The sequence below is a fragment of the Rhodopseudomonas sp. genome, from assembly GCF_036404135.1.
GTDB lineage: Bacteria > Pseudomonadota > Alphaproteobacteria > Rhizobiales > Xanthobacteraceae > Rhodopseudomonas_A.
Map to the genome: position 1 here is coordinate 14,321 of NZ_DASWPE010000169.1, position 14,767 is coordinate 29,087.

Consider the following 14,767-nt stretch of genomic DNA (forward strand, 5'->3'; position numbering starts at 1 on the left):
CGAAATCCGCGCCGCACCACCAACCCACAGAAGGACAATTGATGGCCCTCACCTTGCTCGACCCCAAAACCGCCCTGGTGGTGATCGACCTGCAGAACGGCATCGTGGCGATGCCGACCGCCGAACCCACCGCGCCGATCGTGCAGCGCGCCGCGGCACTGGCCGAGGCGTTCCGCCGTCACCGCCGCCCGGTGGTGCTGGTCAATGTCGCCGGCGGCGCGCCCGGCCGCGCCGAGCAGGCGCGCCGGCTCGGCGACATCCCTGCGGGCTGGACCGATCTGGTGCCGGAGCTGAACCGGCAGCCGAGCGACCATATCGTCACCAAGCATAGCTGGGGCGCCTTCACCGCCACCGATCTGCACGACTATCTCAAGGCGCAAGGCGTCACCCAGCTGGTGATCGCCGGCGTCTCCACCAGCATCGGCGTCGAGACCACGGCGCGGCAGGCCTATGAACTCGGCTTCAACGTCACGCTCGCCGTCGACGCGATGACCGACCTGCGGCCCGAGGCGCATGCCAACAGCCTCGCGCGGATCTTTCCACGCTTGGGCGAAACCGGCACCACCGCGCAGATCATCGCGCTGCTCGACGGCGGAGCGGCATCATGAACTGGGGGCACGAGATCAGCTACCTGTTCGGCGGCGTGTTTCTCACCAACGCCGTTCCGCATCTGGTCAGCGGCCTGATGGGCCGCCCGTTCCAGACCCCGTTCGCCAGACCCCGCGGCGAGGGGCTGTCATCCTCGACCGTCAACCTGCTGTGGGGAAGTCTCAATCTCGCGCTCGGCTACCTGCTGCTGGTCCAGGTCGGCGACTTCGATCTGCGCGCGCCCGCGCACGCCGCCGCAGCGGCGATCGGCGGGTTGTTGATCGGCGTGCCGCTGGCGCACTGGTTCGGCCGGTTCAACGGCGGCAATTCGCCGCCCCCGCCCGCCGCATGAGCGACGCGGTGAAAGGCACCTTCCGCTCGCTGCGCGGCTTCAACTACCGGGTCTGGGCGTCGGGCGCGATCGTGTCCAATGTCGGCACCTGGATGCAGCGCACCGCACAGGACTGGCTGGTGCTGACCGAACTGACGCCGAACAACGCCACCGCGGTCGGCATCGTGATGGCGCTGCAGTTCGGCCCGCTGCTGTTGTTGCTGCCGCTGAGCGGCTATGCCTCCGACCATTTCGACCGCCGCAAGCTATTGCTCGCCACCCAGGCGGCGATGGGGCTGTTGGCGCTCGGGCTCGGCCTTCTGACCATCAGCGGCGCGGTGCAGCTATGGCAGGTCTATGTGTTCGCGTTCCTGCAGGGCTGCGTCACCGCGTTCGATTCCACCGCGCGGCAGACCTTCGTCTCCGAACTGGTCGGCGAGGCCGACCTGTCCAACGCGGTGGCGCTGAATTCCACCTCGTTCAACGCCGCCCGGCTGATCGGCCCGGCGCTCGCCGGCGTGCTGATCGCAGGCGTCGGCACCGGCTTTGTGTTCCTGATCAACGCCGCCTCCTTCGTCGCGGTGCTCGGCTCGCTCAGCCTGCTGCGCCGCGACCAGTTGCATCGCGGCGACAAGGCGGCGCGCGGCCGCACCGGCTTCAGTGACGGCTTTCGCTACATCTGGCGCCGCAGCGATCTGATCGTCGTGCTGGTGATGTTCTTCCTGATCGGCACCTTCGGCGCCAATTTCGCGATCTACATTTCCACGATGTCGGTCACGGTGTTTCACGCCGGCGCCGGCCAGTTCGGCCTGTTGAGCTCGATGATGGCGATCGGCTCGGTCGGCGGCGCGCTGTTGGCGGCGCGGCGCGACAAACCGGGCATCGGGCTGTTGCTGACCGGCGCCGCGGTGTTCGGCGTCGGCCTGGCGCTGGCGGCGATCGCGCCGCAGTTCTGGCTGTTCGGCGTGGCGCTGATCGTGGTCGGGATGGCGTCGCAGACCTTCACCACCACCGCCAACAGCACCGTGCAATTGTCGACGGAGCCTGCGATGCGCGGCCGGGTGGTGGCGATCCTGCTGGCGCTGGCCTTGGGCGGCACCCCGATCGGCGCGCCGATCGTCGGCTGGGTCGCCGATACGTTCGGCGCGCGCTGGGCGGTGGGCGTCGGCGCCGCCGCGGGCTTCGCCGCAGCTCTCGTCGCGGTGGTCTATCTGGTGACGCACCGCCAGCTTCGGCTGCGCCGCGAGCCCGGCGGCTGGCGCCTGCGCTTCGACGCCACCGAGCCGCTGCGCGATTCCGGTTGATCGCGGCGAGCCGCTGCGCTTCAACAGCGGCCCGCATCCCCGTCCGACGGACCGTCCATGCCCCAGATCGAATTCCGCAGCCCGCGGCTCTATGTCGACGCCGACCTCTCCGCCGGCCTGCAGGTCGCACTGACCCGCGAGCAGGGCAACTACCTCGGCAACGTGCTGCGGCTCGGCCCCGGCGCCGCGGTGCTGGTGTTCAACGGCCGCGACGGCGAATGGCAGGCGATGATCGGCGCCGGCAAGCGGGTCGACCGGCTCGACATCCTGTCGCGGGCCCGCGCACAGGATACCCTGCCCGACGTCGCTTACGTGTTCGCGCCGCTGAAGCACGCCCGGCTCGACTACATGGTGCAGAAGGCGATCGAGATGGGCGCCTGCGCGCTGCAACCGGTGTTGACCCGCTTCACCCAGGTGACCCGGGTGAACACCGAGCGGATGCGCGCCAACGTCATCGAGGCCGCCGAGCAATGCGGCATCCTCTCGCTGGCCGCGGTCGAAGAGCCGTTGAAGCTCGAGCGCTATCTGGCGACCCGCAACACGGAACGCCTGTTGGTGTTCTGCGACGAGGCCGCCGAGGTGGCCGATCCGGTGGCGGCGCTCGCAGCCAGCCGCGACCGAGCCTCCGCCGGCATCGACGTGGTGATCGGCCCGGAGGGCGGCTTTGCTGAGGAGGAACGCGCGCTGCTGCTGCGCCAGCCGACCATCCTGCGGCTGGCGCTCGGGCCGCGAATCATGCGCGCCGACACCGCGGCAGTGGCGGCGCTGACCCTGGTGCAGACCGTGCTCGGCGATTGGCGCGGCGCCTGAACACGCTGTGGTTGCATTCAGGCCCGTTAAGCCATAGCCCATTCGACGGTCGAAACTGTCGCAACAGCATGCTAAGGGCTGCGCCGACTTCATAAAAACCCCAGCCGAGACTTCAAGATGACCAACACCGCCGCTCCTGCGACCGTGTCCGCCGGATGGGCGGACGCCCTGCTGCTGTCGTTCGGGCAGGCCGGCTACGCCAAGGCCGAGCCGGCGATCCTGCAGCCGGCGGAGCCGTTCCTCGACCTGTCCGGCGAGGACATCCGCAAGAGCCTCTACCTCACCACCGACGCCTCCGGCGAGGAGCTGTGCCTGCGGCCCGACCTCACCATTCCGGTGGCGCGGGAGTATCTGGCCTCAAAGAGCGCCGGCCGGGCCACCGGGTTCTGCTATCTCGGGCCGGTGTTCCGGCAGCGCGGCGGCGGGCGCAGCGAGTTCCTGCAGGCCGGCATCGAGTCCTTCGGCCGGCTCGACCGCGCCGCCGCCGACGCCGAAATGCTGGCGCTCGGGCTCGAAGCCACCGCGGCGTTCGGCGTCACCGAGGTCGACATCCGCACCGGCGACGTCGCGCTGTTCACCGCGCTGATCGACGCGCTCGACCTCTACCCGGTGTGGCGGCGGCGGCTGATCAAGGACTTCAACCGCAAATCCGACCTGGCGCAGGATCTGGAACGCCTCACGCTGTCGACCGCCACCCCGCGCAACGAATATGAGGGCGTGCTGGCCGCGCTCGCCGGCTCCGACCGCAAGGCGGCGCTGGCGCTGGTCACCGACCTGATGTCGATTGCGGGGGCCAGCAATGTCGGCGGCCGCTCGGTGTCGGAAATCGCCGACCGCTTCCTCGAACAATCGACCCTGAAAGGCGGCGCGCTGCCGCGCGACGCACTCGACAAGATCAAGCGCTTCCTCGCCATCTCGGGCAGCCCGGGCGACGCGCTGTTGCAATTGCGGGCGCTCGCCACCGACGCCAAGCTCGACATCGTTGCGGCGATCGACGAGTTCGAAGCCAGGATCGGCTTCATGGCCGCGCGGGGGATTGATCTGTCAGCGACGCGCTTCTCCACCTCGTTCGGCCGCGGCGTCGACTACTACACCGGCTTCGAATTCGAAGTGCACCGCAAGGACAATGGCGACGAGCCGCTGGTCGCCGGCGGCCGCTACGACGGGCTGTTGTCGCAGCTCGGCGCCGCCGAGCCGATCCCCGCGGTCGGCTTCTCGGTGTGGATCGAAGCGCTCACCGAACTCGCCAAGCCCACTCGCAGCGCCGGGAGCGCGTCATGACGACCTTCGTTCTCGCCGTTCCGTCGAAGGGCCGGCTGCAGGAAAACGCCGAAGCGTTCTTCGCCCGCGCCGGCCTCACGCTCTCCAAGCTCGGCGGCGCCCGCGATTATCGCGGCACCATCGCGGGGCTCGACAATGTCGAGATCGCCTATCTCTCGGCCAGCGAGATCGCCGCCCAGCTCGCCCGCGGCACGGTGCATCTCGGCATCACCGGCGAGGACCTGATCCGCGAGAGCATCGCCGATGCCGATAAGAAGGTGGCGCTGATCGAGGGGCTCGGCTTCGGCGGCGCCAACGTGGTGGTCGCGGTGCCGCAGGCCTGGATCGACGTCCGCACCATGGCCGACCTCGACGACGTCACCACCGGGTTTCGCGCCCAGCACAATCGCAGGATGCGGGTCGCCACCAAATACATCAACCTGACGCGGAATTTCTTCGCCGCGCATGGCGTGGTCGACTATCGCATCGTCGAGAGTGCCGGCGCCACCGAGGGCGCGCCCGCGGTCGGCACCGCCGAGATGATCGTCGACATCACCTCGAGCGGCGCCACGCTGGTCGCCAACGGGCTGAAGGTGCTCGACGACGGCGTGATCCTGCGCAGCCAGGCCAATCTGGTGGCGTCGCGCGCCGCCGACTGGTCGGCCGAGGCGCTGGAGACCGCGCGTGTGATCCTCGACCGCATCGCGGCGCGCGCCCGCGCCAACAAATACAAGGAAGTCCGCACCCGCTTCGCCGGTTGCGATGCAGCACTGCTGACCGAGGCGCACAACCGCTTCGGCGTGGTGTCGCCGTTCGGCGGCCCGACCTCGTCGGGCATGATCACGCTGCACTGCCCGCCGGCGCAGCTCTACGCGCTCGGCAGCTTCCTGCGCGACCACGGCGCCGACACCGTGTCGATCGCCTCGCTGGACTACGTGCTCGACCGCGAGAACCCGCTGTTCGCCAAGCTCGAGGGTTTTCTGCGGCAATAATCCGCCGCGGGCCCGCCGCCGCCCGTGGCGACAGCGCGCCACAAGTGCCATATGTTCGCGGCACCGACTGCGCGCTTGGAAACCGATCGATGATTCTTGGTTCTGACCTGTCCGCCCTCAGCACCGGCCACGGCGCCGCAGCGCAAAAGCTGTCGCTGGTGGTGCCGCTCTACAACGAGGCCGCCGGCCTGCCGCAGCTGCACGAGCGGCTGGTGGCGCTCGCCGCCACGCTGCGGCAACGCTACGGGCTTGGCTGCGAAGTGATCTATGTCGACGACGGCAGCGCCGACGCCACGCTCAGCGTGGCGCGCGGCCTCGCCGCGCCGACGCTCGACGTCCAGGTGGTGTCGCTGTCGCGCAATTTCGGCAAGGAAGCAGCCTTGATGGCCGGGCTCGACCATGCCGGGCTCAACGACAAGATTCCTGGTGCGGTGCTGTTCATGGACGGCGACGGCCAGCATCCGCCGGCGCTGGTCGAACAATTGGTGCAGCACTGGATCGTCGACGGCTACGACGTCGTCTACACCGCCAAGGCGCATCGCGACAACGAATCCTGGCTGCGCCGCACCGCGGTGCGCGGCTTCTACATGCTGATCAATTGGGGCGCCCGGCAGAAGATCCCGGAGGACGCCGGCGACTTCCGGCTGCTGTCGCCGCGCGCCGCCGCGGCGTTGCGGCAATTGCCGGAGCGCAACCGCTTCTTCAAGGGGCTGGCGAGCTGGATCGGCTTCCGCCAGATCCGCGTCGACTACGAGCCGGAGCCGCGCGCCCACGGCATCACCTCGTTCAACGCCGCGCGGCTTGTGGGCCTGTCGATCGAGGGCCTGACCTCGTTCTCGGTGGCGCCGCTGCGCATCGCCAGCCTGCTCGGCCTTTTGCTCGCCTTCGTGGCCTTCCTGTTCGGGCTGTCGATCCTGTGGGAGACCATGGTCAGCGGCAAGTCGGTGCCGGGCTATCCGTCGCTGGTGGTCGGGCTGATGACGATCGGCGGCGTGCAGCTAATCATGATCGGCATCGTCGGCGAGTACATCGGCAAGATCCTCTCCGAGCTGAAGGCGCGGCCGATCTATTTCGTCGCCGAACACAGCGTCAAGCGCGCCGACACCACCACGAGCGGCGGCGAACGGACCGCCGCCGAATGACGGCCGCCGCGCCGCGCCGAATCTGGCTGTGCGCCGACGATTACGGCCTCAGCCCCGGAGTCAACCGCGCGATCCGCGAACTGATCGCCGCGCGCCGCATCAACGCCACTTCGGTGATGGTGGTGGGGCCTGCGATCGGCCGCGACGAAGTCGACGCGCTCAAAGCCGTGGTCGCCGACAATCCGGATTGCGCGATCGGGCTGCACGCCACGCTGACCGCGCCGTTCTCGCCGCTGACCTTGCAGTTCCGGCCGCTGGAGGGCGGGCTATTCCTGCCATTGGCGCAGCTGTTGCAGCAGAGCATGCTGCGCCGGCTCGACCGCGGCTTCTTCCGCACCGAGCTTGCCGCGCAGCTCGCCGCGTTCGGCAATTTGTTCGGCCGCGCCCCAGATTATGTCGACGGCCACCAGCACGTTCAGCTGTTTCCGCAGATCCGCGACGCCTTCCTGGAAGCGGTGGCGGAGGCCGCGCCGGCCGCCTGGGTCCGGCAATGCGGCCGGATGCAGCCCTTGTCGCAGCGCGTCGCGATGCCGAAGGCACTATTGCTCGACGTGCTGAGTTCGCCGTTCCGCGCCCGCGCGTCGCGCGCCGCGCTGGCCTTCAATCCGGGATTTGCCGGCGCCTATGACTTCCTGAAGCAGAGCGATTTCGCCGGCCTGATGCGCGGCTTTCTCGACGGCCTGCCGGACCGGGGCCTGGTGATGTGCCATCCCGGCTATGTCGACGACACCCTGATCGCGCTCGATCCCTTGACCGATCAGCGCGAGCGGGAGCGCGCCTTCCTGCACAGCGACGCCTTCGTCGAGCTGATCGAGGCGCAGCAGGTCACGCTGCAGCGCGTCGCCGCGCCGCCGGCCGGGCCGGTCAGTTTGTCGCATACAGAAATTTAATCCGCCGCGACACTTATTGCGACATAAACGCCGCTTACATCTCCGGCACCCGCCGCAAGGACGCGATCCGCGCCTGCGAGTGGGGTGATAGGTTGCCGTGGAGAACATCATGACACCGCAAGAACGCCAGTTGGTCGACGATTTGTTTGATCGGCTCGCCCGCGTCGAAGGCGCGCCGCGCGATCCGGGTGCCGCCGACGCAATTGCGCAGGGGCTGCGCCGCGCCCCCAACGCGGTCTATGCGCTGGTGCAGACCGTGCTGGTGCAGGACGAAGCGCTGAAGCGCGCCGATGCGCGGATTCAGGAATTGGAAGGCGGCGCCGCGCCCGAGCCGCAGCGCCCCGGCGGCTTCCTCGATTCGATGCGCGACGCGCTGTTCGGCAGCGAACAGCCGCGCGGCTCGGTGCCCAACGTGCCGCCGCCGCAGCCAGCGAGCCGGCCGGCCTGGAACACCGGGCAGGTGCTGCCGCAGGCCGGCGGATTTAATCGCGAGCCCTATGGCCAGCCGGCGCAGCCCTATGGCCAGCCCGGCTATGGCGCGCCGCAACAGCAGCCGGCGTTCGGCGGCGGCGGAGGCTCGTTCCTCGGCACCGCGGCGGCAGCGGCCGCCGGCGTGGTCGGCGGCTCGATGCTGCTGTCCAGCATTCGCGGCATGATGGGCGGCGGCGCCGGCCATCAGAGCTTCGGCGATGCTTCGGCCGGCGGCGGCGAGACCCGCAGCCCGTGGAGCAGCGATCAATCCGGCGGCGATCTCGCCCGCGACGCCGGGCTCAACGACATCGGCTCATCGGGCCACCGCGCCGACGACAATTCGTCCCAGCAGGGCCTGTTCGATCAGGCGTCGAACGACGACACCGACCATGACGACATGGACATGGACTCCGACGATTTCGACGACGGCGGCGACAGCGACTACGCGTGAGCTTTAGCCAGCCGGCGTCGCCTTAAACTTCGCCACCTCCCAATAACGACAACGGCCGCCTCGAAAGGGCGGCCGCTTTGCTAGGAGCGAGTGAGATCATTTTCGATTGGGACTGCAGCCTCCAACCCAAATGCCGTCGTCATTCCGGATTGCGAGTTCGCAAGAACGAGCGAACCCGGAATCTGCCGCGGGCGCCGATAGGCCGCTACGCGTCGCGAGATTCCGGGCTCACTCGCAGCTGACGCTGCTCGCGCCCCGGAATGACGGCTTGGGACTCTTGAAGCGCATCAATCCAACTCGAAGAGTGTCTAGATCACGATCACCCGGGCGCCGACATTGACCCGGCCGTAGAGATCGATGACGTCCTCGTTGCGCATCCGGATGCAGCCCGAGGAGACGTTGGTGCCGATCGTCCACGGCTCGTTGGAGCCGTGAATGCGATACAGCGAGGAGCCGAGATACATTGCGCGGGCACCGAGCGGATTCTGCGGGCCGCCTTCCATGTGGCGCGGCAGATCCGGCCGGCGCGCCAGCATTTCCGCCGGCGGCGTCCAGTCCGGCCATTCCTTCTTCGCCGAGATCTGCTTGACGCCGCTCCAGGTGAAGCCGGGCCGGCCGACGCCGATGCCGTAGCGCAGCGCCTTGCCGTCGCCCTGCACCAGGAACAGGAACTTGTTCGGGGTGTCGATGACGATGGTGCCGGGGGTCTCCCTGCCGCGATAATCGACCAGTTGCTTTTCGTATTTCGGATCGAACGGCTGCTGCTGCGGATCGACCGCTTCGTCCTCCGGCCGCAGGCTCTGCTGCGGCTGCGCCGGCAGCAACACGCGCTGCTGCGGTTCGTAGTAGTCCGGCTGCGCCTGATAGCGCGGCGCCGGCTCGCCGTAACCGGGCTGCGCCGGGCCGTCGCTGAACAGGAATTCGATGAAGCCGCCGCCCATCCGCGAGCGTTGCGCCGACGCCATCCGCATCGGCGGCGACGAAGGCGGGTCGGCATAGATCACCGAGGGCTGCGCGCCGGGCATTTCGATTTCGATCGCCGCGGCGGGGGAGGAGCCGGCGCCAAGGAATCCTGCGCCGAGACAAGACGCGCCGGTGAGCAAGGCGAGAGTGGTTCTTTTCAACATCGACGTACTCTGCACTGTTTCGTCGGGACCGCGCCGCAAGAGCGCTTTGCGTGAACGCGATCAGTTAGAAACAAAAACGCATCGCTTTGGTAAACAGAACCGCGGTTTGGATTCACCACGTCGGCCGATCGCCGCGTTCCTTGCGACAGCGTTTATTTTCGATGAACGCCGGCCGGCATGGTTAACCGTCGGTATCGCGCAGCCCGCGAGCGCGATGCGCGATCGCGATGCGCCATGCGCCATGCGCCATGGTCTCATGCTGCGGTGAGTTACCAGCCGCGCTTTCGCGGCGCTGCCGCGGCCGTGAACGCGTCGTTAAACAGATCACGCTAACAACGAGATATTGAATGAGGGTGAGACAATCCAATGGCCGTTCAGCGCAAGCGCTTCCGCATTGAAGAAACCAGTTTGGGCGCTGCGCCTGAGCCGTTCGTCGAGAGCGAGCACGCTCCCAAGCACAGTGAGATCATGAGCGAGCTGCGTGCGATCCGGGAGCAGATGGCGATGCCGAATCCGAATGGCGCCACCAACATCGTCACCACCGAATTGTCGGCCTCCAACGACCGGCAGATCGCCGAAGCCAACGCGCTGTTGCAGAGCTACCGCGCGCAGATCGAGCAGTGCGAGAAGCTGAAGATCGAACTGGATCTGATCCACGACGCCATCAGCCGCACCAAGCGCGAGATCGCGGTGCTGCACGGCAAGAGCTTCGACGGCGATGAAATGGCCAAGGTCAACGGCGAACTCGGCGCCGTGGTCGGCGGCACCGAAGAAGCCACCCAGCTGATCCTGGAAGCCGCCGAGGCGATCGACCAGGCCGCCAGCGCGCTGACCAAGGTCAACTCGCCGGACCAGCAGAAACTGATCAGCGAGGAAATCCAGGAGCGGGTGATCTCGATCTTCGAAGCCTGCAACTTCCAGGATCTCACCGGCCAGCGCATCAGCAAGGTGATGACCACGATGAAGTTCATCGAGAATCACATCACCGCGATGATGGACATCTGGGGCGGCGTCGACGCCATCAAGGCGCACGCGCCGCCGATCGTCGACACCCGCGAAGGCGACGACAAGCTGCTCAACGGTCCGAAGCTCGACGACGAAGGCCACGCCTCGCAGGACGACATCGACGCGTTGTTCGATTGATCCGCAGCGCTGACGCCGGGCGACGACGGCGGCCCGATCGGCGGCGCAGGCGAGCGCAGCCAACAAGGAAATCAGACGCTCAACCCGTCATTGCGAGGAGCTCTTGCGACGAAGCAATCCAGGGGCTCCATGTGCGGCCGCTGGATTGCTTCGCTTTTCGGCCGGCGCTATGCGCCGTCCTCGGCTCGCAATGACAGAAACCGAGATTTTGCTCGCCGCTTTCGAGCAGGCTTTGAAAATGCCCGAAGGCGCAGGCTACGCGCGCGGCGCGCAGCGCACATAGACCATGTTGCCGTAGCGGGTGGCGGCATCCTTATCGATGAAGCGGGTCACCAGCACCCGGCCGTCGAACGAGACGATCTCGCGATCCTGATCGCCGCCGGCCGGGCCGGCCGGGCCGATATAGTTCTTGCCGCTCGGCGAGCCCTTCAGCCGCAGTTCCTGCGGCGTCGCCTGGTCGGCCAGATGCATGATCACCCCGCCGGAGGCCCCGGCGCCGATCACATAGGGGTTCTTGCATTGGCCGCGCGCGGCGTTCTCGGTGCGCGAGCGGTCGTTCGGATTCATGTAGGAGGCGAGCCCCCAGCGGCCGACGATCTCGTCGGCGCGGATGCTGGCCGGCATTTCCGGCGCCGGCGGCGGCTCGGCGACCGTCTGTTCCGACGACCCGAAGCCGCCGAACGAGCCGCACGCGGCCAGCGAGACCGCCAGAATCGATGCGGCTCCCAGATTGAAAATCGCGCGTGCGTTGCCTTTAATGACCATTGTTATCCCCGACGAAAACCCATCTGCCCGCCCCGCGGTCGCAGACAAGCGCAAAACTCCTGGCGGAGCAATGCGGTATGTTGAAACGACGCCCCCGCCCGAGGCGCTTCGAACATCCTACACCGACCTCACCAAGGTCTTAAGCGGTTGCTTGACAGGATCGGCCTCAAGCCATATTCCCGGGACGCAATTAGCACTCTTGCAGCCCGATTGCTAAGAGAAATGCGGACCGGCCGGTCGGATCGTCGATGGCACCCGATCCACTGAGCGGCATTCGTTCTCAGTCGAGTTTGTCAAAAGCAAGCCTTAAAGGAAGCCCCATGGCCAAGACCAATTTCCGCCCCCTGCATGACCGCGTCGTGGTCAAGCGCATCGATGCCGAGTCCAAGACCAAGGGCGGCATCATCATCCCGGACAGCGCCAAGGAAAAGCCGCAGGAGGGCCAGGTGGTCGCCGTCGGCCCCGGTGGCCGCGACGAAGCCGGCAAGCTGATCCCGGTCGACATCAAGACCGGCGACCGCGTGCTGTTCGGCAAGTGGAGCGGCACCGAGATCAAGCTCGACGGCGAAGAGCTGTTGATCATGAAAGAGTCCGACATCATGGGCGTGCTCTCCTGAGCGCGCTGATCAGCCGTCATCCTAAGGTGCCGAGCCAACGGGTCCGGCTTTCGCCGGCCCGCTGATAAACTCCGCGAGGCCTCAAAGGATGAACGGCTGAACGACACCATCGTCATCCTTCGAGGCTCGGCCAAGAGGGCTCGCACCTCAGGATGACGACCTTTTCATTTTGGAGCAGATATTCAAATGGCAGCCAAAGACGTCAAGTTTTCCGGAGACGCGCGCGATCGCATGCTGCGCGGCGTCGACATTCTCGCCAACGCGGTCAAGGTGACCTTGGGCCCGAAGGGCCGCAACGTCTTGATCGAGCGCTCGTTCGGCGCCGCCCGCATCACCAAGGACGGCGTCACCGTGGCCAAGGAGATCGAGCTCGAGGACAAGTTCGAGAACATGGGCGCGCAGATGCTGCGCGAGGTCGCCTCCAAGACCAATGACCTCGCCGGCGACGGCACCACCACCGCCACCGTGCTGGCGCAGGCGATCGTGCGCGAAGGCGCCAAGTCGGTCGCCGCCGGCATGAACCCGATGGACCTCAAGCGCGGCATCGAGATCGCCGTCGCCGCGGTGATCAAGGACCTCGTCAAGCGCGCCAAGCCGGTGGCCTCCTCGGCCGAGATCGCCCAAGTCGGCACCATCTCCTCGAACGGCGACACCGCGATCGGCAAGATGATCGCCCAGGCGATGCAGAAGGTCGGCAACGAAGGCGTCATCACCGTCGAAGAGAACAAGTCGCTGACCACCGAAGTCGACATCGTCGAAGGCATGAAGTTCGATCGCGGCTATCTGTCGCCCTACTTCATCACCAATGCCGAGAAGATGAGCGCCGAGCTGGAAGACGTCTACGTGCTGCTGCACGAGAAGAAGCTGTCCGGCCTGCAGGCGATGCTGCCGGTGCTGGAAGCCGTGGTGCAGTCCGGCAAGCCGCTTCTGATCATCGCCGAGGACGTCGAGGGCGAAGCCCTCGCCACTTTGGTGGTGAACCGGCTGCGCGGCGGGCTCAAGGTCGCCGCCGTCAAGGCGCCGGGCTTCGGCGATCGCCGCAAGGCGATGCTGGAAGACCTCGCGGTGCTGACCGGCGGTCAGGTGATCTCCGACGATCTCGGCATGAAGCTGGAAAGCGTCACGCTGGCGATGCTCGGCCGCGCCAAGAAGGTAGTGATCGACAAGGAGAACACCACCATCGTCTCCGGCGCCGGCAAGAAGAAGGACATCGAGACCCGCGTCGCCCAGATCAAGGCGCAGGTCGAGGAAACCACCTCTGACTACGATCGCGAGAAGCTGCAGGAACGGCTCGCCAAGCTGGCCGGCGGCGTCGCGGTGATCCGCGTCGGCGGCGCCACCGAGGTCGAGGTCAAGGAGAAGAAGGACCGCGTCGAGGACGCGCTGAACGCCACCCGCGCCGCGGTGCAGGAAGGCATCGTCACCGGCGGCGGCGTCGCCTTGCTGCGCGCCAAGAAGGCGGTCGGCCGCATCAACAACGACAATGCCGACGTCCAGGCCGGCATCAACATCGTGCTGAAGGCGCTGGAAGCTCCGATCCGGCAGATCGCCGAGAACGCCGGCGTCGAAGGCTCGATCGTGGTCGGCAAGATCCTCGAGAACAAGTCGGAGACCTTCGGCTTCGACGCCCAGAGCCAGGAATATGTCGACATGCTCGCCAAGGGCATCGTCGATCCCGCCAAGGTGGTGCGCACCGCACTGCAGGACGCGTCCTCGGTGGCGGCCCTGCTGGTCACCACCGAAGCCATGGTGGCGGAACTGCCGCGCGAGCCGGCCCCGGCAATGCCGGGCGGCGGCGGCGGCATGGGTGGGATGGGCGGCATGGGCTTCTGAGCCGACGCCCGCGGCACCACGGAGTCGAAATCGAAGGCCGTCCCCCGGGGCGGCCTTCTTTTTTGGCGCTTTGGCTGCGGATTTGTTAGGGAGAGCCTTGGTTCTGATTCATTCGGACTGGAAACCCCGGAACTTCAGGATGTGGCTGGCGAGGATCTGCAAATGCGCGCGTTCGCTCTCTGTTTGACGATTCTGCTGGCGCCCTCCGGGGTTGCGCTGGCGCAGACCAAGGCGGCGCCGAAGCCGGCCGCGCCCACCACTGAAACCCGCTATTTCACCTCGATCGACGGATTCATGGACGGCAATGCCGACGTCGTGCTGAAGGAGGCCCGGCAGGGCAAGGCGGTGACCTCGGCGGTGCTCGACGTCTGCTATCCCGCCGACAAGACCAGCGACCGCAAGGACCGCTTCGTCGCCAATCTCACCGTCAACGGCCAGACCCTGAGCGGCACCACCCAGAGCCTCGGCGACAAGTCGCCGGTGACCGTCAAGCTGATCCGCAAGCCGACCGGCGAGACCTTCGAATTCAAGGGCAGCGTCAGCATCGGTTCGGCCGTCAGCGAGATCGCCTCGGCCGACAATACCGATCTCAGCGAGAAGGAATTCCAGGAGAACCAATCCACCGACGAGAGCATCGCGGTGGCGCCGAAGGATTTCACCGAGGTCTCGCCGGAAGCCGTCGGGATCCGGATCAAGCTCGAGGCGGCGACCGATTTCCTGAAAGCGCTGAAGGGGCAGAACGTCGAGGTCGGGCTGGCGGGCCTGACGGTGTCCTGCGACGCGCTGCGCGCCGGCGAGCAGATCATCAATCTCAGCGTCGATCCGGATCGCGCCGCCGGCCTGATCGCCAAGGCCAAGGCCTCGCCCGGCGTGGTCGCGGCCGGCTGGACCAGCGGCCTTGTCGACATGGATCGCGCGATCCGTTTTAGCGCGGCGGAGTGGCGCGACGGTGAGCGGGTCAACCGCGACAAGCTCGCCGGCGCGATCGCTACGGTGCTGGCCAAGAGCCTCGGCGCCAAGCTTGCGAGTTCGAGCTGGAGCGA

General features: G+C 67.1%; 16 protein-coding genes. 14 read left to right on the forward strand and 2 right to left on the reverse strand.

Going from position 1 to position 14,767, the window contains the following annotated elements; translation table 11 throughout:
- The first annotated feature begins 41 nt into the window (after positions 1-41).
- The 9 genes from VGC77_RS19730 to VGC77_RS19770 all read left to right on the forward strand — a co-directional run bounded on the left by VGC77_RS19730 (position 42) and on the right by VGC77_RS19770 (position 8,239).
- Positions 42-608, forward strand: coding sequence for a cysteine hydrolase family protein (locus VGC77_RS19730; protein ID WP_331173262.1), 567 nt, complete (start codon positions 42-44; stop codon positions 606-608).
- Positions 605-940: a hypothetical protein gene (locus VGC77_RS19735; protein WP_331173263.1), complete on the forward strand. Its 336-nt coding sequence runs from the start codon at positions 605-607 to the stop codon at positions 938-940. The genes VGC77_RS19730 and VGC77_RS19735 overlap by 4 nt, the downstream gene beginning before the upstream one ends.
- Entirely contained in the window at positions 937-2,223 is a 1,287-nt protein-coding gene (locus tag VGC77_RS19740) for an MFS transporter (RefSeq protein ID WP_331173264.1), read from the forward strand. The genes VGC77_RS19735 and VGC77_RS19740 overlap by 4 nt, the downstream gene beginning before the upstream one ends.
- A gap of 57 nt (positions 2,224-2,280) precedes the next feature.
- A complete protein-coding gene (locus VGC77_RS19745) occupies positions 2,281-3,033 on the forward strand; it encodes a 16S rRNA (uracil(1498)-N(3))-methyltransferase (RefSeq protein WP_331173265.1) in 753 nt (250 codons plus the stop codon).
- 117 nt (positions 3,034-3,150) lie between these two features.
- Positions 3,151-4,314: an ATP phosphoribosyltransferase regulatory subunit gene (locus VGC77_RS19750; protein ID WP_331173266.1), complete on the forward strand. Its 1,164-nt coding sequence runs from the start codon at positions 3,151-3,153 to the stop codon at positions 4,312-4,314.
- Positions 4,311-5,285 (forward strand): ATP phosphoribosyltransferase, encoded by a 975-nt coding sequence (gene hisG, locus VGC77_RS19755; RefSeq protein ID WP_331173267.1) that lies wholly within the window; start codon positions 4,311-4,313, stop codon positions 5,283-5,285. Before VGC77_RS19750 ends, hisG begins: the two co-directional genes overlap by 4 nt.
- Before the next feature lie 89 nt (positions 5,286-5,374).
- Positions 5,375-6,427, forward strand: coding sequence for a glycosyltransferase family 2 protein (locus VGC77_RS19760; protein WP_331173268.1), 1,053 nt, complete (start codon positions 5,375-5,377; stop codon positions 6,425-6,427).
- Entirely contained in the window at positions 6,424-7,317 is an 894-nt protein-coding gene (locus VGC77_RS19765; RefSeq protein WP_331173269.1) for a ChbG/HpnK family deacetylase, read from the forward strand. Before VGC77_RS19760 ends, VGC77_RS19765 begins: the two co-directional genes overlap by 4 nt.
- Before the next feature lie 109 nt (positions 7,318-7,426).
- Positions 7,427-8,239, forward strand: coding sequence for a DUF2076 domain-containing protein (locus tag VGC77_RS19770; protein ID WP_331173270.1), 813 nt, complete (start codon positions 7,427-7,429; stop codon positions 8,237-8,239).
- 308 nt (positions 8,240-8,547) lie between these two features.
- On the opposite strand, the gene VGC77_RS19775 is transcribed toward VGC77_RS19770, so the two are convergent.
- Positions 8,548-9,366, reverse strand: coding sequence for a L,D-transpeptidase (locus VGC77_RS19775; RefSeq protein WP_331173271.1), 819 nt, complete (start codon positions 9,364-9,366; stop codon positions 8,548-8,550).
- Here VGC77_RS19775 and VGC77_RS19780 point away from each other — a divergent pair.
- A complete protein-coding gene (locus VGC77_RS19780; protein ID WP_331173272.1) occupies positions 9,350-9,634 on the forward strand; it encodes a hypothetical protein in 285 nt (94 codons plus the stop codon). The genes VGC77_RS19775 and VGC77_RS19780 overlap by 17 nt on opposite strands.
- 98 nt (positions 9,635-9,732) lie before the next feature.
- Entirely contained in the window at positions 9,733-10,509 is a 777-nt protein-coding gene (locus VGC77_RS19785) for a protein phosphatase CheZ (protein WP_331173273.1), read from the forward strand.
- Positions 10,510-10,764: 255 nt separating this feature from the next.
- Here the strand turns inward: VGC77_RS19785 and VGC77_RS19790 are convergent, their stop codons facing one another.
- The gene (locus VGC77_RS19790; protein WP_331173274.1) at positions 10,765-11,274 is read right to left on the reverse strand and encodes a hypothetical protein; all 510 of its coding nucleotides are present in this window, start codon (positions 11,272-11,274) and stop codon (positions 10,765-10,767) included.
- 320 nt (positions 11,275-11,594) lie between these two features.
- Here VGC77_RS19790 and VGC77_RS19795 point away from each other — a divergent pair, with 320 nt between their 5' ends.
- From VGC77_RS19795 to VGC77_RS19805, 3 genes are all read left to right on the forward strand, one after another.
- Positions 11,595-11,891, forward strand: coding sequence for a co-chaperone GroES (locus VGC77_RS19795; protein ID WP_331173275.1), 297 nt, complete (start codon positions 11,595-11,597; stop codon positions 11,889-11,891).
- Between the two features lie 186 nt (positions 11,892-12,077).
- Positions 12,078-13,724: a chaperonin GroEL gene (gene groL / locus VGC77_RS19800; RefSeq protein WP_331173276.1), complete on the forward strand. Its 1,647-nt coding sequence runs from the start codon at positions 12,078-12,080 to the stop codon at positions 13,722-13,724.
- Between the two features lie 162 nt (positions 13,725-13,886).
- The coding region (locus VGC77_RS19805; protein WP_331173277.1) for a hypothetical protein at positions 13,887-14,767 on the forward strand (881 nt) is incomplete at its 3' end.

Bases quoted from the DNA above. Each gene is read 5' to 3' on its own strand.
- VGC77_RS19730 (WP_331173262.1), top strand. From the start codon at position 42: ATGGCCCTCACCTTGCTCGACCCCAAAACCGCCCTGGTGGTGATCGAC.
- VGC77_RS19735 (WP_331173263.1), top strand. From the start codon at position 605: ATGAACTGGGGGCACGAGATCAGCTACCTGTTCGGCGGCGTGTTTCTC.
- VGC77_RS19740 (WP_331173264.1), top strand. From the start codon at position 937: ATGAGCGACGCGGTGAAAGGCACCTTCCGCTCGCTGCGCGGCTTCAAC.
- VGC77_RS19745 (WP_331173265.1), top strand. From the start codon at position 2,281: ATGCCCCAGATCGAATTCCGCAGCCCGCGGCTCTATGTCGACGCCGAC.
- VGC77_RS19750 (WP_331173266.1), top strand. From the start codon at position 3,151: ATGACCAACACCGCCGCTCCTGCGACCGTGTCCGCCGGATGGGCGGAC.
- hisG (WP_331173267.1), top strand. From the start codon at position 4,311: ATGACGACCTTCGTTCTCGCCGTTCCGTCGAAGGGCCGGCTGCAGGAA.
- VGC77_RS19760 (WP_331173268.1), top strand. From the start codon at position 5,375: ATGATTCTTGGTTCTGACCTGTCCGCCCTCAGCACCGGCCACGGCGCC.
- VGC77_RS19765 (WP_331173269.1), top strand. From the start codon at position 6,424: ATGACGGCCGCCGCGCCGCGCCGAATCTGGCTGTGCGCCGACGATTAC.
- VGC77_RS19770 (WP_331173270.1), top strand. From the start codon at position 7,427: ATGACACCGCAAGAACGCCAGTTGGTCGACGATTTGTTTGATCGGCTC.
- VGC77_RS19775 (WP_331173271.1), bottom strand. From the start codon at position 9,366: ATGTTGAAAAGAACCACTCTCGCCTTGCTCACCGGCGCGTCTTGTCTC.
- VGC77_RS19785 (WP_331173273.1), top strand. From the start codon at position 9,733: ATGGCCGTTCAGCGCAAGCGCTTCCGCATTGAAGAAACCAGTTTGGGC.
- VGC77_RS19790 (WP_331173274.1), bottom strand. From the start codon at position 11,274: ATGGTCATTAAAGGCAACGCACGCGCGATTTTCAATCTGGGAGCCGCA.
- VGC77_RS19795 (WP_331173275.1), top strand. From the start codon at position 11,595: ATGGCCAAGACCAATTTCCGCCCCCTGCATGACCGCGTCGTGGTCAAG.
- groL (WP_331173276.1), top strand. From the start codon at position 12,078: ATGGCAGCCAAAGACGTCAAGTTTTCCGGAGACGCGCGCGATCGCATG.